This window comes from Amorphus sp. MBR-141, from assembly GCF_053628695.1.
The window spans coordinates 291,351-311,680 of sequence record NZ_JBRJGW010000005.1 but is presented as its reverse complement, the minus strand read 5'-3'; the positions used below and the strand labels follow the sequence as shown (position 1 = coordinate 311,680).

Annotated in this window: 19 protein-coding genes; 9 read left to right on the top strand and 10 right to left on the bottom strand. The window is 69.0% G+C overall.

The window, feature by feature from the left end:
- Nucleotides 1-5: 5 nt before the first annotated feature.
- Nucleotides 6-1,382 (bottom strand): H(+)/Cl(-) exchange transporter ClcA, encoded by a 1,377-nt coding sequence (clcA, locus tag ACSSVZ_RS09500; protein WP_453969570.1) that lies wholly within the window; start codon nt 1,380-1,382, stop codon nt 6-8.
- Between the two features lie 298 nt (nt 1,383-1,680).
- Between clcA and ACSSVZ_RS09495 the strand changes: the two genes are divergently transcribed.
- On the top strand, nt 1,681-2,895 hold the full coding sequence (locus tag ACSSVZ_RS09495; RefSeq protein ID WP_453969569.1) for an MFS transporter: 1,215 nt from the start codon (nt 1,681-1,683) through the stop codon (nt 2,893-2,895).
- Nucleotides 2,896-2,917: 22 nt separating this feature from the next.
- Here ACSSVZ_RS09495 and ACSSVZ_RS09490 read toward each other — a convergent pair whose 3' ends face one another.
- The 5 genes from ACSSVZ_RS09490 to ACSSVZ_RS09470 form a co-directional block, all read right to left on the bottom strand.
- The gene (locus tag ACSSVZ_RS09490) at nt 2,918-4,150 is read right to left on the bottom strand and encodes a M20/M25/M40 family metallo-hydrolase (protein ID WP_453969568.1); all 1,233 of its coding nucleotides are present in this window, start codon (nt 4,148-4,150) and stop codon (nt 2,918-2,920) included.
- Between the two features lie 10 nt (nt 4,151-4,160).
- Complete coding sequence (locus ACSSVZ_RS09485; RefSeq protein ID WP_453969567.1) at nt 4,161-5,135, bottom strand: quinone oxidoreductase family protein; 975 nt, start codon at nt 5,133-5,135, stop codon at nt 4,161-4,163.
- A gap of 98 nt (nt 5,136-5,233) precedes the next feature.
- A complete protein-coding gene (locus tag ACSSVZ_RS09480; protein ID WP_453969566.1) occupies nt 5,234-5,977 on the bottom strand; it encodes a TerC family protein in 744 nt (247 codons plus the stop codon).
- 53 nt (nt 5,978-6,030) lie between these two features.
- Nucleotides 6,031-6,645 carry a DUF1326 domain-containing protein gene (locus ACSSVZ_RS09475; RefSeq protein ID WP_453969565.1) on the bottom strand — a complete coding sequence of 205 codons (615 nt, stop codon included), beginning with the start codon at nt 6,643-6,645 and terminating at the stop codon, nt 6,031-6,033.
- A 33-nt stretch (nt 6,646-6,678) separates the two neighbouring features.
- Nucleotides 6,679-7,488, bottom strand: coding sequence for a DUF2182 domain-containing protein (locus ACSSVZ_RS09470; protein WP_453969564.1), 810 nt, complete (start codon nt 7,486-7,488; stop codon nt 6,679-6,681).
- A gap of 275 nt (nt 7,489-7,763) precedes the next feature.
- Here ACSSVZ_RS09470 and ACSSVZ_RS09465 point away from each other — a divergent pair, with 275 nt between their 5' ends.
- Nucleotides 7,764-8,975 carry a UbiH/UbiF family hydroxylase gene (locus tag ACSSVZ_RS09465; RefSeq protein WP_453969563.1) on the top strand — a complete coding sequence of 404 codons (1,212 nt, stop codon included), beginning with the start codon at nt 7,764-7,766 and terminating at the stop codon, nt 8,973-8,975.
- 9 nt (nt 8,976-8,984) lie between these two features.
- On the opposite strand, the gene ACSSVZ_RS09460 is transcribed toward ACSSVZ_RS09465, so the two are convergent.
- A complete protein-coding gene (locus tag ACSSVZ_RS09460; protein ID WP_453969562.1) occupies nt 8,985-9,944 on the bottom strand; it encodes an AEC family transporter in 960 nt (319 codons plus the stop codon).
- A gap of 329 nt (nt 9,945-10,273) precedes the next feature.
- Here ACSSVZ_RS09460 and ACSSVZ_RS09455 point away from each other — a divergent pair, with 329 nt between their 5' ends.
- From ACSSVZ_RS09455 to hspQ, 3 genes are all read left to right on the top strand, one after another.
- Complete coding sequence (locus tag ACSSVZ_RS09455; protein ID WP_453969561.1) at nt 10,274-11,185, top strand: lysophospholipid acyltransferase family protein; 912 nt, start codon at nt 10,274-10,276, stop codon at nt 11,183-11,185.
- A gap of 122 nt (nt 11,186-11,307) precedes the next feature.
- The gene (locus tag ACSSVZ_RS09450) at nt 11,308-12,351 is read left to right on the top strand and encodes an HpcH/HpaI aldolase/citrate lyase family protein (RefSeq protein WP_453969560.1); all 1,044 of its coding nucleotides are present in this window, start codon (nt 11,308-11,310) and stop codon (nt 12,349-12,351) included.
- Nucleotides 12,352-12,531: 180 nt separating this feature from the next.
- On the top strand, nt 12,532-12,867 hold the full coding sequence (gene hspQ / locus ACSSVZ_RS09445) for a heat shock protein HspQ (RefSeq protein WP_453969559.1): 336 nt from the start codon (nt 12,532-12,534) through the stop codon (nt 12,865-12,867).
- A gap of 306 nt (nt 12,868-13,173) precedes the next feature.
- Here hspQ and ACSSVZ_RS09440 read toward each other — a convergent pair whose 3' ends face one another.
- Nucleotides 13,174-13,821 (bottom strand): invasion associated locus B family protein, encoded by a 648-nt coding sequence (locus ACSSVZ_RS09440; protein ID WP_453969558.1) that lies wholly within the window; start codon nt 13,819-13,821, stop codon nt 13,174-13,176.
- Between the two features lie 271 nt (nt 13,822-14,092).
- Here ACSSVZ_RS09440 and ACSSVZ_RS09435 point away from each other — a divergent pair, with 271 nt between their 5' ends.
- The 3 genes from ACSSVZ_RS09435 (at nt 14,093) to ACSSVZ_RS09425 (ending at nt 17,220) form a co-directional block, all read left to right on the top strand.
- Nucleotides 14,093-15,961, top strand: a complete 1,869-nt coding sequence (locus ACSSVZ_RS09435; RefSeq protein ID WP_453969557.1) for an extracellular solute-binding protein — start codon at nt 14,093-14,095, stop codon at nt 15,959-15,961.
- A 114-nt stretch (nt 15,962-16,075) separates the two neighbouring features.
- Nucleotides 16,076-16,780 carry a DsbA family oxidoreductase gene (locus tag ACSSVZ_RS09430; RefSeq protein WP_453969556.1) on the top strand — a complete coding sequence of 235 codons (705 nt, stop codon included), beginning with the start codon at nt 16,076-16,078 and terminating at the stop codon, nt 16,778-16,780.
- A gap of 50 nt (nt 16,781-16,830) precedes the next feature.
- Nucleotides 16,831-17,220: a VOC family protein gene (locus ACSSVZ_RS09425; protein ID WP_453969555.1), complete on the top strand. Its 390-nt coding sequence runs from the start codon at nt 16,831-16,833 to the stop codon at nt 17,218-17,220.
- Nucleotides 17,221-17,309: 89 nt separating this feature from the next.
- Here ACSSVZ_RS09425 and ACSSVZ_RS09420 read toward each other — a convergent pair whose 3' ends face one another.
- Nucleotides 17,310-17,909, bottom strand: coding sequence for a TetR/AcrR family transcriptional regulator (locus ACSSVZ_RS09420; RefSeq protein WP_453969607.1), 600 nt, complete (start codon nt 17,907-17,909; stop codon nt 17,310-17,312).
- 228 nt (nt 17,910-18,137) lie between these two features.
- On the opposite strand from ACSSVZ_RS09420, the gene ACSSVZ_RS09415 reads away from it, so the two are divergent.
- Nucleotides 18,138-18,893 (top strand): SDR family NAD(P)-dependent oxidoreductase, encoded by a 756-nt coding sequence (locus tag ACSSVZ_RS09415; protein ID WP_453969554.1) that lies wholly within the window; start codon nt 18,138-18,140, stop codon nt 18,891-18,893.
- 58 nt (nt 18,894-18,951) lie between these two features.
- Here ACSSVZ_RS09415 and ACSSVZ_RS09410 read toward each other — a convergent pair whose 3' ends face one another.
- A complete protein-coding gene (locus tag ACSSVZ_RS09410; protein WP_453969553.1) occupies nt 18,952-20,241 on the bottom strand; it encodes an alpha/beta hydrolase in 1,290 nt (429 codons plus the stop codon).
- Between the last annotated feature and the right edge of the window lie 89 nt (nt 20,242-20,330).

Genomic DNA, 20,330 nt, shown 5'->3' with positions numbered 1-20,330 from the left:
GGACGCTAGCCGCGCCTTCCGTCCCCGCCCCTGTCGGTGCCCGGATCCCGCTCCGGGCCGCTCTCCCAGCCGAGCTGGACGGGGAGGCTTTCGTCGTCGGCCGGCGGAACCGGCTGTCCGGCGAGCCGCAGGGTGCGCTCCAGCAGCTGCTCGTAGATCGGCCGTCCGCCGAGCGACTCCGCCACGATGTTGGAAACGACGCAGGTGACGAAGACCGGCAGCAGCAGGTCGAACGACCCGGTCAGTTCGAGCACCAGGACGATACCGACCATCGGGGCGCGGATGGTCGAGGTGAACAGGCCGCCCATTGCGGCGATCGCGAAGGCCACCGGCAGCCCCTCGGCGTCCGGCAGCACCAGCGCCACCGCGGCGCCGAGCGCGAGGCCCATCGAGGTGGCCAGCGTCAGGATCGGTGCGAAGATGCCGCCCGGTGCGCCCACCGAATAGCTGGCCATGGTCGATCCCAGCCGCAGCACCACCAGCATGCACAGGCCGAGCACGGTCCAGTGCTCGCTCACCAGCGTCAGGATCAGCCGCTCGCCGCCCTGCGCGGCCCCCGGATAGACGATCAGCAGGGCGCCGATGACGAGGCCCCAGATCGCCGGAAACACATAGGGATTGGTGGCCCGGCCGATGCTCTGGACGGCGTCGAGGGAGATCAGGAGCAGGCGGTTGAAGCCGACGCCGAACAGGCCCAGCACCGCGCCCAGGGCGACGAAGGCGATCAGGTGCTGCGGCGCGACGGCAAGCCCGTCGATCGGCAGGTCCGGTCCGACCCCGGCGATTTCTTCGGTGACGAGTGTCGAGAACGCCGCCGCGATGGCGACGCCCATATAGGTCCGGAAGGTGTAGGGAAACTGCTTGCGGGTTTCTTCGATGACGAACAGGACGGCCGCCAGCGGCGCATTGAAGGCCGCCGCGAGACCGGCAGCGGCGCCGGCCGCGAGAAGGCCCTTCCGCTCGATCTTGCCGGGGCGCGCGTATTCGGAGAGCGCGGCGGCGATGCTGGCGCCCATGTGGATGGTCGGGCCTTCCCGGCCGACGACGAGGCCGCTGCCGATCGACAGCAGCCCGCCGAAGAACTTCACCGGCAGTACCCGGCGCCAGTGCAGCGGCCTCAGGTCCTCCAGCGCTCCCTCGATCTCCTGGACGCCCGAGCCGCCGGCTTCGGGGGCGAACCGCCGCACCAGATAGACCGCGCCCACCACCATCGCGCAGCTGGTAACGGCCGTCAGGCCGATGGCCGTCGGCATGCCGAACCGGCCTGCCGAGGCCGCATGCCAGACCAGGATGGAATCGGCGACGAGGTGAAAGACCGTGCCGACGGCGCCGGTGAAGAGGCCGACGGCCATTGCCAGGAGGTAGAACCACGCGTCCGACACGCGTGATGGCGATCCTGGCTTCCTCACTGTCGACCTGCCCCTCATCTGCGTGCCGCCGGACCGCGCACCGCTTCCGGCATTTCCCGCCCGCGCCCTATCGCGCTAACGCGAGACGTCATTGCGATCAAGCGGATGCTGTCGCGAAGACGGTCGCGGCATGCGCATCGCAGCGCTTGCAACGACAGGTGATAGCGCGATAGCAGTGCGGTCCCGGCTCTGTCGGGGATGCCCCGGCTCGGCCGCGGCGCGCGCGCCCGGTCAGCCGCCCCGAGCGTCCGCGCTGTTCATGCGTGGTTTCATGTCACCGTTCGTTCGCGTCTTCATCCCGTTCTCGGCGGGCTACCTGATCAGCTACCTCGCCCGCGTCATCAACGCGGTCGCCGGCGACCCGATCAGCGTCGAGTTCGGCCTCACGCCCGGTGAACTCGGGCTGCTGACCAGCCTCTATTTCTTCGCCTTCGCGCTGGCCCAGCTGCCGTTCGGTGTCCTCATCGACAAGTTCGGGCCGCGGCGCGTCCAGGCCTCGCTCATGCTGCTTGCCGGAGCCGGCAGCCTGCTGTTCGCGCACGCATCCTCCTTCGCCGAACTCAGCATCGCGCGGCTGATCATCGGCCTGGGGACCGCCACCTGCCTGACGGCGTCGTTCACCGCCTACCGGCTCTGGTTCCCGTCCGATCGCATTCCGATGATCAACGGGCTGCACATGGCGGCCGGTTCGGTCGGAGCGTTCTTCGGGGGCACGCCCACCGAGGCGCTCGTGCAGGCGCTGGGCTGGCGCGGCGTGTTCGACGTGATCGCCGCAGCCACGGTCCTGGCCTCGTTCGCCACCCTGCTGATGGTGCCGCGCCGCGACATGCAGGGCAGCGCCCCGCCGATGCGCCAGCTCCTGGGCGAGCTGCGCGACATCCTGTCGGCAAAGGCCTTCTGGCGCCTCTGCCCGGTCTCGAGCACGGTGCAGGGCGTCCTGCTGTCGGTCGGCAGCCTGTGGGCCGGGCCCTGGCTCCGGGATGCGGCGGGGGTCTCCGCCAGCGGCGCGGCCGCCTGGCTGTCGGTCATCGCCATCGCGCTGATGATCGGCTTCATCGGCTTCGGCTGGCTGGTGCAGCAGGCAGCCCGCGGCGGCAGGTCGTCCGAGCGCGTGCTGATCGTCGGCACCCTCGCCTTCTTCGTCGTGCAGTTCCTGATGATCGTGCTGCCGCCCCAGACGGCAGCCCCGCTGTGGCTGCTCTATGCGATGACCGGCACCGTCGGGGTGTCCTGCTTCGCGGTGCTGGCGCCGGCGTTCTCGCGCTCCGCCTCGGGGCGGGTGAACACCGCCCTCAACTTCTTCGTCTTCGTGGTGGCGTTCCTGATCCAGTGGCTGTTCGGGGAATTCCTCGACTTCTTCCCCGCCGAGGGCGGCGGCGCCACCGCGCGCGGCTATCAGATCGGCTTCGCGCTGCTGCTGGCCCTGCAGGTGCTGTCGCTGCTGCCGCTGCTCCTCACCCGGCCGCCGGTGCCGGTCGAGGACTGACGGGGCAGCAAGCCCCGCCCTGCTATGCCGGACGCGCTCCGAGCAGGTCGCCAAGCGTCAGCGCGACCACCCTCATCGCCTTGCGGAAATCATCGAGGTTGAGCGACTCGTCCGCCGCGTGGCTGTCGTTGTCGCCGGTGACCTGGGCGCTTGCCCCGTAGAGCACGGTCGGAATGCCGGCGGCCGCATAGTGGCGGGCGCTGGTGTAGACCGGCGCGCCGGTGACCGCGACATCCCGGCCAAGCACCTCCGACGCGTGGCGCCGCAGCGGATCGACCAGCCGCTCGATGCCCTCGACGGGGTGCATGGCGCCTGCCAGCATGATGCGGCGGCATTCCACCTCGATGCCGTCGTGCTCGCCGGCCGCCGCATGGACGAGCTCGGTAAGCTGCGCCTCGACCTCCTCCGGGTTTTCCTCGGGGATCAGCCGCCGGTCCACCTTCATCACCACCCGGTCCGGGACCACGTTGGTGTGGATGCCGCCCGCGATGGTCCCGACCGTCAGCTTCGCCGAACCGATGCCGTCTTCCTTGCTCACCACCCCGGCGAGCCGCGCCCGCTCCTGGTAGAGCGCCACCAGGATCGGCGTCGCCGCCTCCAGCGCGTCGTGGCCGGCCTCGGGCACGGCTGCGTGGGCGGAGCGGCCCCGCACCAGGATCTCCATGTGCAGGCAGCCGTTGTGGGCCGTGGTGACGGCGCCGACGAAGCCGGCGCAGATCGCATAGTCGGGCGTCGACAGGCCCTGGCCGATCAGCCACTGGGGACCGATGAAGCCGCCGGTCGCCTCGTCGAAGGAGACGTGCAGCTCGACGGTGCCGTTGGCGCCGCGGCTCTCCTCGGACGCCGCGAATGCCTGCAGCGCGAACGCGTAGGTGGCGAGGTCGCCCTTGGCGTCGTTGGTGCCGCGCCCGTAGATGGCGCCGCCCTGGATGTTGGCGGCATAGGGATCGCTGTTCCATCCCTCGCCCGGCGGCACCACGTCGCCGTGGCTGGAGAGCGCGATCGTCGGTCCGCTGCCGTCGCCGAACGTCCGGCGGACGACCAGGTTCGTCGCGCTCCGCATCCCGAACTGCCGGGCGAACGGATCCGGCACCGGGTGCACCTCGACGGTGAAGCCCAGCTCCTCGTAGAGCCCGGCGATGGTGTCGGCCGCCTCGGCGCAGTCGCCGGGCGGGTTCTCGGACGGCACCTTGATCAGCGCCTGCAGGAACGCGACTGCCTCGGCGAACCGACTGTCCACCTCCGTTTCGATCATCGTCTTCGCCTCATGGGATCAGCACCGTCGTGCCCGTGGTCTTCCGACCTTCCAGGTCGGTCTGGGCCCGGCCGGCCTCCTTCAGGAGATATTCCTGGTTGATGCGGATCTTCACCGCGCCGGAGGCCACGACGTCGAACAGGTCGGCCGCGGTCTCCTCCAGTTCGGAGCGCTCCGCCACATAGTGGACCAGCGTCGGGCGGGTCGTGAAGATCCCGCCCTTCTGATTCAGGATCTGCAGGTCGAAGTTCCGGATCGGCCCGGACGACTGGCCGAACGGCACCCACGTGCCCAGCCGCCGGATGCAGTCGAGCGAGGCCGGATAGGTGTCCTGGCCGACGGAATCGTAGACCACGTCGACGCCCTTGCCGCCGGTGATCTCCTTCACCCGCTCGACGAAGTTCTCGGTCCGCGAGTTGATCACGTGGTCGTAGCCGTGCGCCCTGGCGAGTTCCATCTTGTCGGGCGACCCGGCGGTGCCGATGACGGTGGCGCCGAGATGCTTGGCCCACTGGCCGGCGATCAGCCCGACGCCGCCCGCCGCCGCGTGGAACAGGATGGTCGTCCCGGGGGTCACGTTGTAGGTCCTGCGCAGCAGGTAGCGCGCGGTCATGCCCTTCAGCATCATGCCGGCCGCGGTCTTGTCGTCGATCCCGTCGGGCACCTTCACCAGCCGGTCGGCCTCGATCAGCCGCACCTCGGCGTAGCCGCCCAGCGTCGCCGCGTAGGCGACGCGGTCGCCTGGCGCGACGAGGTCGACGCCCTCGCCCACCGCCTCGACGATGCCGGCGCCCTCGTTGCCCGGGATGAACGGCAGCGACGGCGCCTTGTAGAGGCCGGTGCGGAAATAGACGTCGATGTAGTTGAGGCCCACCGCCGCGTGGCGGACGCGTGCCTCGCCGGGGCCCGGCGCGCCCACCTCGATCTCCTCCCAGCTCAGGACCTCCGGTCCGCCGGTCTTGTGGACGACGATGGCGTGGGTCATTTCGGCTCCCTTTCTGTTGCTGCGGGCCGGAACGGCCGGCCGGGAGAGGTCTCCCGCCCGGCCCCGATCCGGCCCGGTTCCGGTGGACGGGCGGCGGGTCAGTGCCCCGCGTCCGTCCCCGGCCCCGTGCGGGCGACGTGCTTGGTCCGCCGCGCGATGTTGAACATCTCCACCAGGGCCGAGAACGCCATCGCGAAGTAGATGTAGCCGCGCGGGATGTGGAAGCCGAGCCCGTCGGCGATCAGCGCCACGCCGATCAGCAGCAGGAACGACAGCGCCAGCATCTTCGTCGTCGGGTGCTGCTTGATGAAGGCGGCGACCGGGCCGGACGCCACGAACATGATGCCGATGGAGATCACCACCGCGGCGATCATCACCTCGACGTGCTGGGCCATGCCCACGGCGGTGACGATCGAATCGATGGAAAACACCAGGTCGATGATCAGGATCTGCACGATCACCGACCAGAACGACGGCGGCGCGGCCTTCTCGCCGGCCCCGTGCTCATCGCCCTCGATGCCGGCGTGGATCTCCAGCGTGCCCTTCACCAGCAGGAACGCGCCGCCGGCGAGTAGGATGAGATCGCGCCAGGAGAACGCCTCCCCGAACAGCGTGAACAGCGTCGCCGTCAGCCCGATGATCCAGGAGATCACCAGCAAGAGCAGGATCCGCATGATCAGCGCCAGGCCGAGGCCGATCTTGCGTGCCTTGTCCGCTTCCATCTGCGGCAGCCGCGACACCAGCACGGAGATGAACACGATGTTGTCGATGCCGAGGACGATCTCCATCACCGTCAGCGTGACGAGGCTCGCCCAGATCTGCGGATCAGAGATCCATTCCATCGATCATTCCCCAATCGGGTCACGCGCCGCGGCGGCGTGCCCTGAGCTATGGTTTACGGTCCGCGCCAGTCCAGCCGGCAGAGCTCCGCCGACCGTCCCGCGAAATTCCAGTTCCGGCCGAACGCCCGCATCTTGCTGCGCTCCGCCTTGCATACCGTGATGTCCGGCGCAATCCAGTACTGGCTGTTGGAAATGACCACGGCCTCTCCAGGTTCCTTGCCGGTCACCGGCGTCAGCGCGCCTTCCACGTAATTCTCGATGGTCACCCGCCGCGTCTCGCCGTCGAGCCCGTAGCTGATCGGCGCCCGATGGACGCCGAGAAAGCGGCCGACGAGGATCGACAGCAGCGCGGTGGTGCCGCCCGCCTTGCCGGTGAAGATCCGGGTCAGCGCCTTGGTCTGGTAGATCGAGGCCCGGTCGTCGACGATCAGGCCGGCCGTCCAGTTGCCGCGGCTCATCAGCCCGGGGATCTCCATGATCAGCCCGACCTTCACGCCGCCGAGGTCGACATCGCCGAAGTGGCCGCCGTCGATGCGCACGGCGGCCCAGGTCTGGCAGTAGCCCTCGGTCGGCGGGTGCTGGCCGAGCGACAGCACGCACGGGCAGAACACCGTGCAGTTGCACGAGAGCACCAGCTCCCCCTTCAGCTCCCACGGTTCGTTCGCCATCGCGCCCCCTTAGGCTCCCGCTGCGTCGTGTTCTTATGCAAGTCCCATCAGGCGGCGGCCCGGCTCCGAAACCGCCAGCAGCAGCCCGCCCCAGGCGATCAGCGCGATGCCGATGCCCCAGGTCAGCCCGCGTCCCGAGGCGGTCTTCTCCGCCACCATCAGCACGGTGAGCACCGCCATCCAGACGACGTTCATGACGCCGACGGCGAACATCACCACCATCAGCGCCCAGCAGCAGCCGAGGCAGAACAGCCCCTCCTCCAGCCCGAGCCGGTACATGCCGTGCGCCGACGTCCGCCAGCGGGTGAACAGGATCGAGAACGGCGCCCGGCACCGCACCAGGCAGGCGTACTTGGCGGAGGTGAACTGATAGGCGCCGGCGGCGATCAGCGTCGTCCCGGCAAGTGCCGGGGCGAGCGGCGTCATCGCCGGCGACAGCGTGCCCAGCCAGACGAGGCCGAGCTGCGCCGCCGTGGCCAGTGCCGCAAAGCCGATCCAGACGCTGACGTACCCGCCGGCGAGCACCAGCACCGAGGGGACGTGCATCTTCTTGCGGGCGGCCTCCGCCGCGATGTCGGAATAGGTGGTGAACATCGGCACCGCCGACGGCAGCATCATCGCGAACACCATCGCCACCCACATGGCGAGCGTCACGGCGGTGGCGGCCGGATCGATCCCGGTTGCCAGCGTCGCCGGCGTGCACAGCGCCAGCAGGAACGCCGGGATGCTGGGGCCGGAGCCCAGTGCCGTCAGGTTCATGCCCGGCCCCAGCGTGCCCCGCGCCACGTCCGGAATGGCCAGCACGACGGCGCCCAGATAGGCCCAGCCCAGAAGAACCGCCACTGCCGTCGCGCCGTACACGAGCGTGCGGCTGCGGGAGAGCGGTCCTCGGGATGGCGCTCTCGGTGGCGCGGCTGGCGCAGCGTCACCGGATGAAACTGGATGATGAAGCGGCTGCCGGGTCGGCATGGGCGGTCCGGGACGTGGCGAGACGTTCACGAAAGCAGCGAACGCATCGCCGAACAAGAGCTTCGGCCCTTGGCACTCGCGCCGGGACCGCCACATGGATATTAGCATCGCAGCGACGGTCACGGCGAGAGACGATCCGGAGACGCCCCATGGACGAGCACGATACCAGCACGCACCACGAGATCGTCGTGGTCGGCGCCGGCCCGGCCGGGCTCACCGCGGCGCTTCTCCTGAAGGCGCAGGGCTTCGACGTCGCGCTGGTCGGGCCCACCCACGCCGCCGACCCGCGCACCACCGCGCTGCTGACCGGATCCGTCAACGTGCTGGATGCGGCCGGCGCCTGGGATGCCGCGGCCCCCCATGCCGCGCCGATGCGCACCATGCGAATCGTCGACGCCACCAACCGGCTGATCCGCGCCCCGGAAGTGGCCTTCGAGGCCGGCGAGATCGGTCTCGAGGCGTTCGGCTTCAACATCGCCAACAACGCCCTCAACGACAGTCTCGGGGACGCCGCCAGGGCGGCCGGCCTCACCTGGATCCAGGCCCCCGTCACCGATGTCGTCCATACGGGCGAGACCATTACGCTGACCGCCGGCGAGCGGACCCTCACGGCGAAACTGGCGGTCGCCGCCGACGGTGCGCATTCCTTCCTGCGCGAAGCCGCCGACATCGGTGTACGCAGCTGGGACTATCCCCAGCACGCGTTCGTCACGATCTTCGCCCACAGCGGCCCGCACCACGACACCTCGACCGAATTCCACACGCCGTCCGGCCCGTTTACCGTCGTGCCGCTCGAAGCGCGCCGGTCGAGCCTCGTCTGGGTCGAGCGCGCCGAAGAGGTCGCCCGCATCGAGACCCTGTCCGATCGCGACCTCTCCCGGGAGATCGAACGCCGCAGCCACCGGATTCTCGGCGCCGTCAGCGTCGAGGCGTCGCGCGGCTCCATTCCGCTCGGCGGCATGGTTGCCCGCAAGCTCGCCGCCCGCCGGACGGTGCTGATCGCCGAGACCGGTCATCGGTTCCCGCCGATCGGGGCACAGGGCCTCAATCTCGGCTTCCGCGACATCGCCGGGCTGGTCGAGGTGCTGGTCGCCGCGCGCCGATCCGCTGCCGACCTCGGCGGCGCGGCCACGCTCACCGCCTACGAGAAGAGCCGCAAGCCCGACATCGAGAGCCGCACGCTCGCCGTCGATCTCCTGAACCGCTCGCTGCTCAGCGGCTTCCTGCCGGCCTCGGCGGCGCGCGGGCTCGGCCTCTACGCGGCCACCCGCTTCGGCCCGCTCCGGCGCTTCATGATGCGCGAGGGTCTGACGCCCAGCATCGGCGCCCCGCGCCTCAGCCGCGGCCTGCCGCTGGCGTGAGACGGTCCGTCAGAACAGCGCCTTCGGCAGCAGGTCGTGGGTGACGAGATAGAGGAGCGCCGTCACCGTCACGACGGAGGCGATCGTGCCGATCAGCACCGCGCTCGATGCCCGCTCCACATAGACCTGGTACTGGCTCGCCAGCACGAAGCAGTTGGTCGCCGGCGGCAGCCCGGCCATCAGCACGGCGGTGGCGATCCACAGCGGATCGATGCCGCCGACCCAGCTCAGCACCAGGAAGATCAGAACCGGGTGGACCACCAGCTTGATCGCCAGGAGCAGCGGCAGTTCGCCCGGCACCCGCCGGATCGATCGGCTCGACACGGTGACGCCGATGGCGAACAGCGCGCACGGTGCGGCGGCCGCCCTGAGCATCGACAGCAGCCGGTCGACGGCCTCCGGCGGCTGGAAGTCGACCGCCGCCGCGGCGATGCCGGCGATCGTCGCGACGATGAACGGGTGGGTCAGAATGCGCCGGACGATGGTGAGCCCGGTGCGCAGCGCCCCTTCCTGCTCCCGGCTCCCCACCGACATCAGGATCGGCACGATGACGAACAGGAAGGCGCTGTCGAAGCAGAAGATCAGCGCGGTGGGCACCGTCGCCGCAGGTCCGAGGGCGGCCAGCGTGAGCCCGGGTCCCAGATAGCCGATGTTGGAATAGGATCCGACCAGGCCCTGGATCGCGGACACCCGCACGTCGCCCCGCGTCTTCAGGTAGCCGACCAGGAAGGCCAGGGCGAACATCACCGCCGTGACGACCGTCGTGGAGATGATGAAGCCCCAGCTGGCCAGCTGCTCGATGGGCGTTTCGGCGAGCAGCTGGAAGAACAGCGCCGGCAGCGCAAGGTAGATGACGAAGAAGTTGAGCCATGCCAGCCCGTCCTTCGACATGTCCATGAGCTTGCCCGCGCCGTAGCCGAGGAAGATCAGGCCGAAGAAGGGAAAGGCGAGCGAGATGACGTGGTTCATGTCGACCGGGCTGGCGGGAGGAGCGTCTCGACGGGCTGCGGCATCGACCGTATCGGGGCCGCCTGGTGGGCAGAGCGCGGCATCGGACGGACTTCCATTTTCCCCGCCAGGTGTTTGAAATCGATGACGTTCCCGGCACAGGCCCGAATCGGTCGGAGAGCCGGCCATCGGGTCCAGGCTGCGCGCTCCATCAAAGGTCAAACTCGGGCTGGCGTCAAAGCCCATGGACAGGCGGGCCGAAACCGCCCTACCCGTCCTCGCTCCGCCGGTCTGCCGGCGCCGCCCTGGGGCGGTAACCGGCCGCCCTCGCTCTGGTCTGGAACCCTGATTTGACGACGTCGCCCTTCTATCCCGGCCCGTTGGGCGCGCTGCGCATGCGGCTGGAATATCTCGGCCTCAGGGCCGGGCTCGCCCCGCTGCGGGCGCTGCCGCTCGACACGGCCTCGGGCATCAGCGGCCGCCTGTGGCGCACGTTCGCACCGCGCATGCGCCGCCATGCCCGTGTCCGCGAGCATCTCGCCTTCGCCTTTCCCGAGCTGAGCGACGCCGCCCGCGAACGGATCGCGGTGGCGAGCTGGGACAATCTCGGGCGCGTCGTCGCCGAGAGCGCCCATGTCGACGAGCTCGTCGCCGACCCGTCGCGCTTCGACCTGCCGGCGGACGTCGACCGCTACCGGCGTCTGGCGCGCATGGGCTGCGTCTTCGTCTCCCTGCACCTCGGCAACTGGGAGGTCGCCGCCCTGCCGGCGCTCGGCAGGAACGTCTCCGTCGCCGGCACCTACCAGGCGATCCAGAACCCGCTGGTCGACCGCTATGTCCGGAGCCTGCGGGAGCCGATCTACAAAGGCGGCCTCTATCCGAAGGGCCACGCCACGGCGCGGAAGCTCGTTTCCATCGTCAGATCAGGCGGTTCCGTCGGGTTCCTCGCGGACCTGCGCGAGCGGCGCGGCATCAAGGTCGTGTTCTTCGACCGGCCGGCCTACGCCAACCCGTTTCCGGCCAGCCTCGCGCGCCTCGCCGACCTGCCGATCGTCGCCGGCTGCATGGTCCGCACCGAGGGCGCCCGCTTCCGCCTGCATCTCACCACCATCGAGCAGACGCGCACGGCGGATCGCACCTTCGACGTGCTCGACACCACCCAGACCATCCACGACGTCTTCGAGCACTGGATCCGTGCGCATCCCGAACAGTGGATGTGGTCGCATCGCAAATGGGCGCTCCGGCCCGAGGACGACGACTGAGGCCTGCCTGCCCCGACCCGCCGGCCTCAGGCGCGGGTGGCCGCCGGGGCTTGTTTTGCGTCGCAGCATCGGCATGATCCGGAGGGAACGCCGGCCCAGACCGAGGCGTCAAGGAGGAGCCGTTGAAGACACCCCGCGCCTTTTTCGAACCGCTCGCCGTCGGCGCTCCCGCGCCGTTCCGCATGCTGCCGGTGTGCCTGGAGCGGATGATCCATTTCGTGCCGCCGCACATCGAGAAGGTGCGCGCCAAAGTGCCGGAGCTTGCCGGCAAGGTCGACGTGGTCCTCGGCAACCTGGAGGACGCCATCCCGGCTGACCAGAAGCTCGCGGCGCGCCACGGCTTCATCGAGATGGCCAAGGCGACGGACTTCGGCGCCACGGGCCTCTGGACCCGCATCAACAGCTACGACAGCCCGTGGATGCTGGACGACGTCCTGGAGATCGTGCCGGCGATCGGCAACAAGCTCGACGTGATCATGGTGCCGAAGGTCAACGGCCCGTGGGACATCCACTATCTCGACCAGCTGCTCGCCCAGCTCGAGGCGAAGCACGCGATCGCCCGGCCGATCCTGCTGCACGCCATCCTGGAGACCGCAGAGGGTGTCGAGAACGTCGCCGCGATCGCCCAGGCGAGCCCACGCATGCACGGCATGAGTCTCGGCCCGGCCGACCTCGCCGCCTCGCGCCGCATGAAGACCACGCGGGTCGGCGGCGGCCATCCGGGCTACCGCGTGCTGGCCGATTCGACCGCCGACGGCGGCACCCGGCCAAGCTACCAGCAGGATCTCTGGCACTACACCATCGGCCGCATGGTCGATGCCTGCGCCACCGCCGGCATCAAGCCGTTCTACGGCCCGTTCGGCGACTTCCAGGACCCCGATGCCTGCGAGGCCCAGTTCCAGAACGCCTTCCTGATGGGTTGCGTCGGCGCCTGGTCGCTGCACCCGAGCCAGATTGATATCGCCAAGCGGGTGTTCAGCCCGGAGCCGGACGAGGTCGCCTTCGCCCGCCGCATCCTGGAGGCGATGCCCGACGGCAGCGGCGCCGTCATGCTCGACGGCAAGATGCAGGACGACGCCACCTGGAAGCAGGCGAAGGTCATCGTCGACCTCGCCAGGGCAGTGGCCGACAAGGATCCCGATCTTGCTGCCGCCTACGGGTTCTAGAACCGCGCCCGGCCGAACGGGCGCATTCGGCCAATGAGAATTGGCGCCGGAATCAGTATCTTGAGAAATTCCCGCGACCGTGCCGATCGGAATGGGGACGGTTCCAGGTCTTTAACCGACGATCTATATATTGCAGTGCGTCTGGGGATTGGTTAGGAGGGGCTGATCAAGGATTGAGGGATGGTCGACAAGGTGCGGACTGCGAAATTTCAGATTGGTCAGATCGTCTGCCACCGCATCTATCCGTTCCGCGGCGTCATCTTCGATGTGGATCCGACGTTCGCGAACACGGAAGAGTGGTGGCTGGCGATCCCGGAAGACGTTCGCCCGTCGAAGGACCAGCCCTACTATCACCTGTTCGCGGAGAACGCGGAGACAGAGTACGTGGCCTACGTCTCCGAACAGAACCTGCTACCGGACGAGTCCGAGGAGCCGATCCGCCATCCGCAGGTGGCCGAGATGTTCGGCGGCCGCGAGGACGGCGTCTACCAGAGCCGCGAGATGCGCCGCCACTGAGCCCTCGCCGGTTCACGTCTGGGTGAACGGTCCGGCACGATGCGGCCCGGCGCTCCCCAATCCTCATTTCCGAACAGCGTCGGTTGAAGCCGCGCGGACCGGTTGCGCCCGCGCGCGGAGTGCCGCGATCAGAAGGCAGGGCGCGTCTGCCTGGCACGCGCCGCAGCACCTTCAGCAATTCCGTATAAGTCCTTCACGTGTAACGCGAAATGGCGACATGGAAGGGCTCGTTCCGCCCCCGTATGCGCACGAAAAAAGCGCGGCCTTTCGACCGCGCTTTCTCCGACTGCGTCCGGGCTGGCAGGATCAGTTGCTGCCTTCGGCCGCTTCGCTTGCCTTCTTCTGCTCGTCGATGAGCCGCTGGCGGGCCTCCTGGGCCTTCCGGTTCAGCTCGTCCTGCAGCTGCTCCTGCTGCTGGCGCAGCGCCTGCGGGTCGAGGGCGGCGCCGTCGTAGGCCGAGGTGAAGCCCTTCAGGGTCACGTCGAAGTTCACCGGCTTCGCCTGCTGGTTCAGCGTGGTGAGCTTCAGCGTGCCGCCGGCCTTCAGCTGGGTCACGAAGGCCGCGTCCACCACCATTTCGGCGTAGCAGGCGTTCGGGAAGCAGATCGAGTAGCGGGCCTGCGCCTGCTTGCCGCCATCGATCTGCACGCGCAGACCCGGCTGGATCAGCATGCCCACCGGCACCGCCGACAGCAGCACCTTCCGCTCCTCGCCGGAGATCTCGCGGATCGCCACCGAAGCCAGGAACTGGCCGGAGTCGGTGCGGATCTCCTGGGTGATCAGGCAGACTTCCTTGTTCGTGTTCGGGTCGGTGTTGCACACCTTGACCCAGGCGTTGTCGGTCTGCTCGGTCTGCGCCTGGACCGGGGAGATGGCGCTCGCGACGGCGATCGCCCCGGCCACCAACAGGCCGGTTCGCGCCGGAGCCTTCATCATCATCTTGCGCTCAGCCATTTGAACTCCATCCGGGTTAGTACTGGCCGCCTCTCGGCGATGCCGAGCACGGGTCCGAAGCCATCTTCGGCGGTTGTACCGCCGCGCGGCTCCCGCGCCAAGGTGTCGATCTTGCCGAAGTCGGGCCTCCGGCTCTCGATAACTCCGGCGCGTGACCTTCTAAACGTCCGCGCACCGAATATCTAGGCCGGCAACGGATGCACTAAAGGGTCTGCTTTGCTAGGTCTTTCGATCGGTTGACCCTGTTCGACCATCGATTCGGGAAGCGGCTATGTTCCTTTTGCAACACCGACGTCCCCCATCTGTGGGCGCGAGACGCCGCCCGCAAGCCCTCGCGGGCGTCCTGCTCGCCGCGCTCATGGTGCTCGCCGGCCCGGTTGCGGCCGCGCCGTCGCACGGCATCGCCATGGTCGGCACCCCGGAGCTCGCGCCCGGCTTCGACCACCTGCCCTACGTCGATCCCGACGCGCCGAAGGGCGGCACCGTCACCTACGGCGTGCTCGGCTCGTTCGACAGCCTGAATCCGTTCATCGTCCGCGGCGAAATCGCCTACGGCCTGCTGGAGCCGTTCTACGGGCCGCTCACCGGCAACAACGTCTACGAAAGCCTGATGGAGCGGAACCGCGACGAGGCGTTCAGCCTCTACGGCCTGCTGGCCGGGTCGGTCGAGATGCCGGCGGACCGCGGCTCGGTCACCTTCTACATGCGGCCGCAGGCGCGGTTCTCCGACGGCGAGCCGGTCACCGTCGACGACGTGATCTTCTCCTACGAACTGCTGCGCGACAAGGGCCGGCCCAACCACCGCAGCTACTATTCCAAGGTCGACCACGTGGAGCGCGTCGGCGACGGCGGCGTGAAATTCGTCTTCCAGGACGGCGCCGACCGCGAGCTGCCGCTGATTCTCGGGCTGATGCCGGTGCTCCCGAAGCACGCCATCGACCCGGACACCTTCGATCAGACGACGCTCAGCCCGCCGGTCGGCAGCGGCCCCTACGTGGTCGAGACCGTCGACCCGGGCAAGCGGATCGTCCTGAAGCGCGATCCGGACTACTGGGGCGCCGAGCTTCCCATCGTGCGCGGCCGCTTCAACTTCGACCGCGTCCGCTTCGACTATTTCCGCGACCAGTCGACGCTGTTCGAGGCGTTCAAGAAGGGGCTCGTCGACGTCTACGCCGAGACCGACCCGACCCGCTGGGCGACCGGCTTCGACTTTCCCGCCGCCGCCGCCGGCCAGGCGCTGAAGGACAGCGTGGAGACGCAGACGCCCCGGGCGGCGCGCTCGTTCGCCTTCAACACCCGCCGCCCGCAGTTCGCCGACCGCCGGGTGCGCGAGGCGCTCGGCTACCTGTTCGACTTCCCCTGGATCAACCAGAACCTGCTGAACGGCCAGTACGAGCGCACCACCAGCTACTTCCAGGGCTCCGAACTCGCCTCCACCGGCCGCCCGGCGAGCGATGCCGAGCGCGCCCTGCTGGCGCCCTACCCCGACGCCGTGCGGCCCGACATCCTGGACGGCACCTGGGCGCCGCCGAAGGGCGACGGATCCGGCCGCGACCGCGCCAACATGCGCACGGCGCTGTCGCTGTTCCAGGACGCCGGCTACGTGATCCGCAACGGCCAGCTGGTCGACGAGACCACCGGCGCGCCGTTCGCCTTCGAGATCCTGGTCGCCACCCGCGAGGACGAGCGCCTGGCGCTTGCCTACAAGCGCCTCGCCAAGCCGATCGGCGTCACCGTCAACGTCCGCTACGTCGACAGCGCCCAGTACCAGTCGCGGCTGCAGACGTTCGACTTCGACGTCATCCGGGCGATCTGGCGCTCATCGCTGTCGCCGGGCAACGAGCAGCTGTTCCGCTGGAGCTCGGCGGCGGCGAAGGCCACCGGATCGTTCAACTTCACCGGCGCCGCCGACCCGGCGATCGACGCGATGATCCAGGCAATGCTCGCCGCCGACACCCGTCCGCAGTTCGTCGATGCCGTGCGCGCCCTCGACCGGGTGCTGCTGTCGGGCTTCTACGGATTGCCCCTCTACAACTCTCCCGACCAGTGGATCGGCCGCTGGGCGCGCATCCGGCGGCCCGAGGCCTCAAGCCTCAGCGGCGCCGAGCCCGACACCTGGTGGGCGGCGCCGGCGCGATAGCCCGGTTGCCCTTTGCGCCCAAGCGCCCCACCTTGCGCCCAACCGCGCCGACGGGGCCGGACGATCGAGCATCGGCGGCGTGCCCCTTCCTCTTCCGAACGAAAGGCGTCAGCCGTGCCGGACACCCAAGCGATCGAACCGATCACCGTCGACGTGATCTCCGATGTCATGTGCCCCTGGTGCTACATCGGCAAGCGCCGCCTGGAAGGCGCCCTTGCCGACGTGGCCGGCATCGACGTGGTGGTCAACTGGCGCCCCTTCCAGCTCGACCCGACGATCCCGCCGGAAGGCAAGGACCGCCGCGCCTACTTCAAGGAGAAGTTCGGCGACGACGAGCGCGTCAGGGAGATGCACGCCCAGCTCGTCGAGCTCGGCCGCGCCGAAGGGATCGACTTCGCCTTCGAGGCGATCGAGCGCTCGCCCAACACCATCGACGCCCACCGGGTGGTGCGCTGGGCCGGCATCGAGGGCGAGAAGATGCAGGACGCGGTGGTCGAACGGCTGTTCTCGCTGTTCTTCGTGGAGGCCGCCGACCTGACCCAGCGCAAGACGCTGGTGGACGCCGCCACCGACGCCGGCATGGACGGTCCGGTGGTGGAGGCGCTGCTGGCGGGCGAAGCCGATCGCGAAGCCGTGCAGGACGAGATCGCCACCGCCCAGAAGATCGGCGTGACGGGCGTCCCCTGCTTCATCGTCGACAACCGCTACGCCGTGCTCGGCGCCCAGGAGTCCTCGGTGATTGCCGACGCCATCCGCCAGTCCTACCAGGAGCGGCTGGCCGGCGTGCGGCCGCCGGTCGAGCAGGGCCCGGACGCCTGAGGCGTTCGATCTACGCAACTGAAAGATAACAACGAACTCCGGGAGGAACCGTGTTCAGTCACATCATGGTCGGGTCCAACGACATTGAGCGCTCGAAGCGCTTCTACGACGCCGTGCTGGCAACGGTGGGCGCCGGCGAAGCCGCGCGCAACACCAACGCGACGGGCCAGCAGCGGCTGTTCTACCGCCACGCGGGCAACACCTTCGCCGTCAGCCAGCCGATCGACGGGGAAACCGCCTGCTTCGCCAACGGCGGTACCATCGGCTTCAAGTGCGCCTCCCCGGAGCAGGTCCAGCAGTTCCACGACACCGCCGTCGAACACGGCGGCACCTCGATCGAGGACCCGCCGGGCCCGCGCGACACCGCCATGGGCCTTTTCCACCTCGCCTACGTGCGCGATCCCGACGGCAACAAGCTCTGCGCCATCTTCCGGGAATAGGCGCGCGGCTCCGGGAGGGGGACGCGGATGGGTCGTCGCGGGCTGGGGTCTTTCCTCCAGCCCGGCGGACCCTCTCCCTCGATCCGGTCCTACTTCTGAGATGACGCGGGCGCTGGCCAGCTGGCGAGCGCCTGGTCGGCCACGGCGGTGAGGGTCTCGGCGCTGAAGCCCGCCTTGGCCTGCACGGCCATGCCGTGCGCGACCGCCATGACGTAGGCGGCCAACGTGCCGCAGTCGGCGGCCTCGGGAAGGTCGCCGTCGGCCTTTGCCTGTTCGAAGCGCGCGCGCAGCGCCGCCTCGCCCGACGCGCGCTCGTCGACCAGCGCCAGGCGGACGGGCTCGGCCGCGTCGGAACACGCCAGCGCGCCGTTGATCGCGAAACATCCCGCCCGATCCGGGTAGCGCGTGCACAGCTCGATGGCCCCGCGCAGGACGTGGGCCGCGACCGCGCGGGATGTCGGCTCCTTCAGGGCCGCCGGCACATAGTGCAGATAGTGCTCGAAGTAGCGGTCGAGCGCGCGCCGGAACAGCGCTTCCTTGTTGCCGAACGCGGCATAGAGGCCGGGCCGCTCGACGCCGGTGGCCTCCGTCAGGTCGGCATAGGAAGCCCCCTCGTAGCCCTTGCGCCAGAACACGGCCAGCGCCGCGTCCAGCGCCTGGTCCACGTCGAACTCGCGATGACGCCCCATCAGATCGTCCATTCGTTTTTCATAATGGTCGTTATTAAATCACTTGACGCGCCGTGTCCAGAATGGCTAACGATCGTTACAATAATGATCGTTATGGAATGAGCGCATCCGATCGGTCCGTCGCTTCCTCCGGCCGCTGACCACAGTCACCGCATGCTCCAGCCCTCTCGATCACCCGCCGCCCATGCGGCGGGGTTCTCCAGTCGTGTCCAATCGAAAGGACCACCCATGACCAGTCGTCTCGACGGAAAAGTCGTTCTCATCACCGGCGGATCGCGCGGGCTCGGTGCCACCATGGCGGAAGCATTCGCCGACCGGGGCGCCGATGTCGCGATCAGCTACGTCGCCTCCGCCGACAAGGCCGAAGCCGTCGCGGAGACGCTCCGGAGCAAGGGCGTCCGCGCGCTTGCCATCCGGAGCGACCAGGCCGACCTCACCGCCGCCCGGCCGCTGATCGAGGCGGTGATTGCCCATTTCGGCAAGCTCGACATTCTCGTCAACAATGCCGCGATCGCCATTCAGGGCAAGACCGTGGACGACCCCGAACTGGACACCGAGGGCCTCGACCGCCAGTGGCAGATCAACGTCCTCGGGGCCGTCGCCACGACACGGGCCGCGGCGCAGAAGCTCACCGACGGCGGCCGCATCATCTTCATCGGTTCGGGCCTCGGCACCCGTATCGCCTTCCCGGGGGTGGCCGACTATGCGGGAACGAAGGCGGCCGTGCTCGGCTACGCCAAGGGCGTGGCCCGCGATCTCGGGTCCCGCAACATCACCGTCAACGTCGTGCAGCCCGGCATCATGCCGACGGACATGGCATCGGCGGTGGCCGACAACCTGCCCGAGGCGATGATGGACCTGCATGCGGTCCGCCGCATCGCCACCCTCGAGGAGGTGGCCGCGACGGTCTGCTTCCTGGCAGGGCCGGATGCCGCCTACATCACCGGCGGCGTGGTCGACATCAGCGGCGGCTACCAGATCTGACGTCGCCGTCCCCCGGCGCGGGCGGGCATCAGGCTAGCGTCCGCTCTGCCCGGGTACCCTACCGCTGGTCGGTGACCGGCGGTGGGGCCTCGCCCTCCGGCAGCTCGGTCGCGCTGACGAGCGTGTCGGAGACCTGCTGGCCGAACTGCTCGACGCGGTCGTCGTAGTGCTCGCGGGTGGTCGGGTCGACCACCGCCAGCGGCGCGGTGACGATGAGGCCGGCGGCAGCCCCGAGATTGGCGCCGGTGGCGGTCGCCAGTTCGCCGACCTTCTCGCCCAGCCCGACATTGTAGGTGTTGAGGTCCTGCCCGGTGGCGAGCTGCGCGCCGATCAGGCGCACCGCGTCCGGGCTTTCGGCGAAGGTGTTGTGCCCGAGCCGGTCGGACGTCCTCTCGTCGGTGAGATCGACGACGGTGAAGCCGGCCTTGCGCAGCTCGGCCTTGTAGGGTTCCGACGTCGGATCGATGGCGCCGAGGCGCACCCCGCCCCAGACCCGGCGCGACACCGCCAGCGCCTTGTCCTTGCGCGACACGAACAGCGTGAAATTCGGCTGCGGCTCGCCGAACGCCGCCACCTGGGTCCGGAACACGTCCACGTCGACGTCCGGCGCGGCCAGCATGACGTCATGGATCTTCGCATTGATGTGGCCGTTGCGGATGGCCATCTGGCGCAGCGCCTCCAGCGTCACCCAGTTGCCCATGGAGTGGGAGAGGATGCTGATCGTCTCGACCTGCCGGTTGCGCGCCAGCTCCGTCAGCAGCCGCTCCAGCGCATCGCGCGAGAAGTTGGCGCTCTCGCGGTCGTAGGTGTAGGCGAGCAGCTTGCCGCGCGACGGCCAGGTGAACAGCACCGGCACCACCGGGGCGCGGGAATCGTGGACGATCTGGGCCAGCCGGTAGACGGCGCTCTCGAAGCGGTTGTTGTAGCCGTGGATGAACACCAGCACGTGCCGCGCCTTGTTCTCCTTCAGCTCCGCGTCGACCCGCGCCATCGCCGTCTTCTCGTCGACGCGCTTCGCCGCCACCGTGACGAACTCCGTCGCCGGATCGGGCGGCAGCTTCCGCGGCCACTGGATCTCGCCGGACTGGCGCGCCGAATCCGGCGGGATCGACACGCTGATCTCGGCGAAAGCGGTGGTGTCGGCGCGATCGCCGGAAAACAGGAACCCCGGGTCGACATCGTCGTAGACGCGGGTGGTCGCGACCACCAGGTCGACCACGTTGGTGCCGGTGATCGCACCGTCGAACGGCACGAGGACACCCTGGGGCTTGCTCGCGCAGCCGGCAACGATCAGGCAGGTCGTGGCGACACCCAGAAAAACCCGTCTTGCCCGCACGCGATCCACCATCTGCCGGTTCCTTCCCGCCCCATGGTGTGCCCGCCGGGGGCCGCTCTGTCCAGCGCAGGAAAGACACGGTCTCGGCCGGAATGCATGCG

What these genes read in the sequence shown, in the direction of transcription:
- hspQ (WP_453969559.1), top strand. Translation starts at nt 12,532, where the DNA reads ATGGTCGACAAGGTGCGGACTGCGAAATTTCAGATTGGTCAGATCGTC.
- ACSSVZ_RS09480 (WP_453969566.1), bottom strand. Translation starts at nt 5,977, where the DNA reads ATGGAATGGATCTCTGATCCGCAGATCTGGGCGAGCCTCGTCACGCTG.
- ACSSVZ_RS09485 (WP_453969567.1), bottom strand. Translation starts at nt 5,135, where the DNA reads ATGACCCACGCCATCGTCGTCCACAAGACCGGCGGACCGGAGGTCCTG.
- ACSSVZ_RS09420 (WP_453969607.1), bottom strand. Translation starts at nt 17,909, where the DNA reads ATGGGGCGTCATCGCGAGTTCGACGTGGACCAGGCGCTGGACGCGGCG.
- ACSSVZ_RS09465 (WP_453969563.1), top strand. Translation starts at nt 7,764, where the DNA reads ATGGACGAGCACGATACCAGCACGCACCACGAGATCGTCGTGGTCGGC.
- ACSSVZ_RS09495 (WP_453969569.1), top strand. Translation starts at nt 1,681, where the DNA reads ATGTCACCGTTCGTTCGCGTCTTCATCCCGTTCTCGGCGGGCTACCTG.
- ACSSVZ_RS09410 (WP_453969553.1), bottom strand. Translation starts at nt 20,241, where the DNA reads ATGGTGGATCGCGTGCGGGCAAGACGGGTTTTTCTGGGTGTCGCCACG.
- ACSSVZ_RS09435 (WP_453969557.1), top strand. Translation starts at nt 14,093, where the DNA reads ATGTTCCTTTTGCAACACCGACGTCCCCCATCTGTGGGCGCGAGACGC.
- ACSSVZ_RS09415 (WP_453969554.1), top strand. Translation starts at nt 18,138, where the DNA reads ATGACCAGTCGTCTCGACGGAAAAGTCGTTCTCATCACCGGCGGATCG.
- ACSSVZ_RS09490 (WP_453969568.1), bottom strand. Translation starts at nt 4,150, where the DNA reads ATGATCGAAACGGAGGTGGACAGTCGGTTCGCCGAGGCAGTCGCGTTC.
- ACSSVZ_RS09440 (WP_453969558.1), bottom strand. Translation starts at nt 13,821, where the DNA reads ATGGCTGAGCGCAAGATGATGATGAAGGCTCCGGCGCGAACCGGCCTG.
- ACSSVZ_RS09475 (WP_453969565.1), bottom strand. Translation starts at nt 6,645, where the DNA reads ATGGCGAACGAACCGTGGGAGCTGAAGGGGGAGCTGGTGCTCTCGTGC.
- ACSSVZ_RS09460 (WP_453969562.1), bottom strand. Translation starts at nt 9,944, where the DNA reads ATGAACCACGTCATCTCGCTCGCCTTTCCCTTCTTCGGCCTGATCTTC.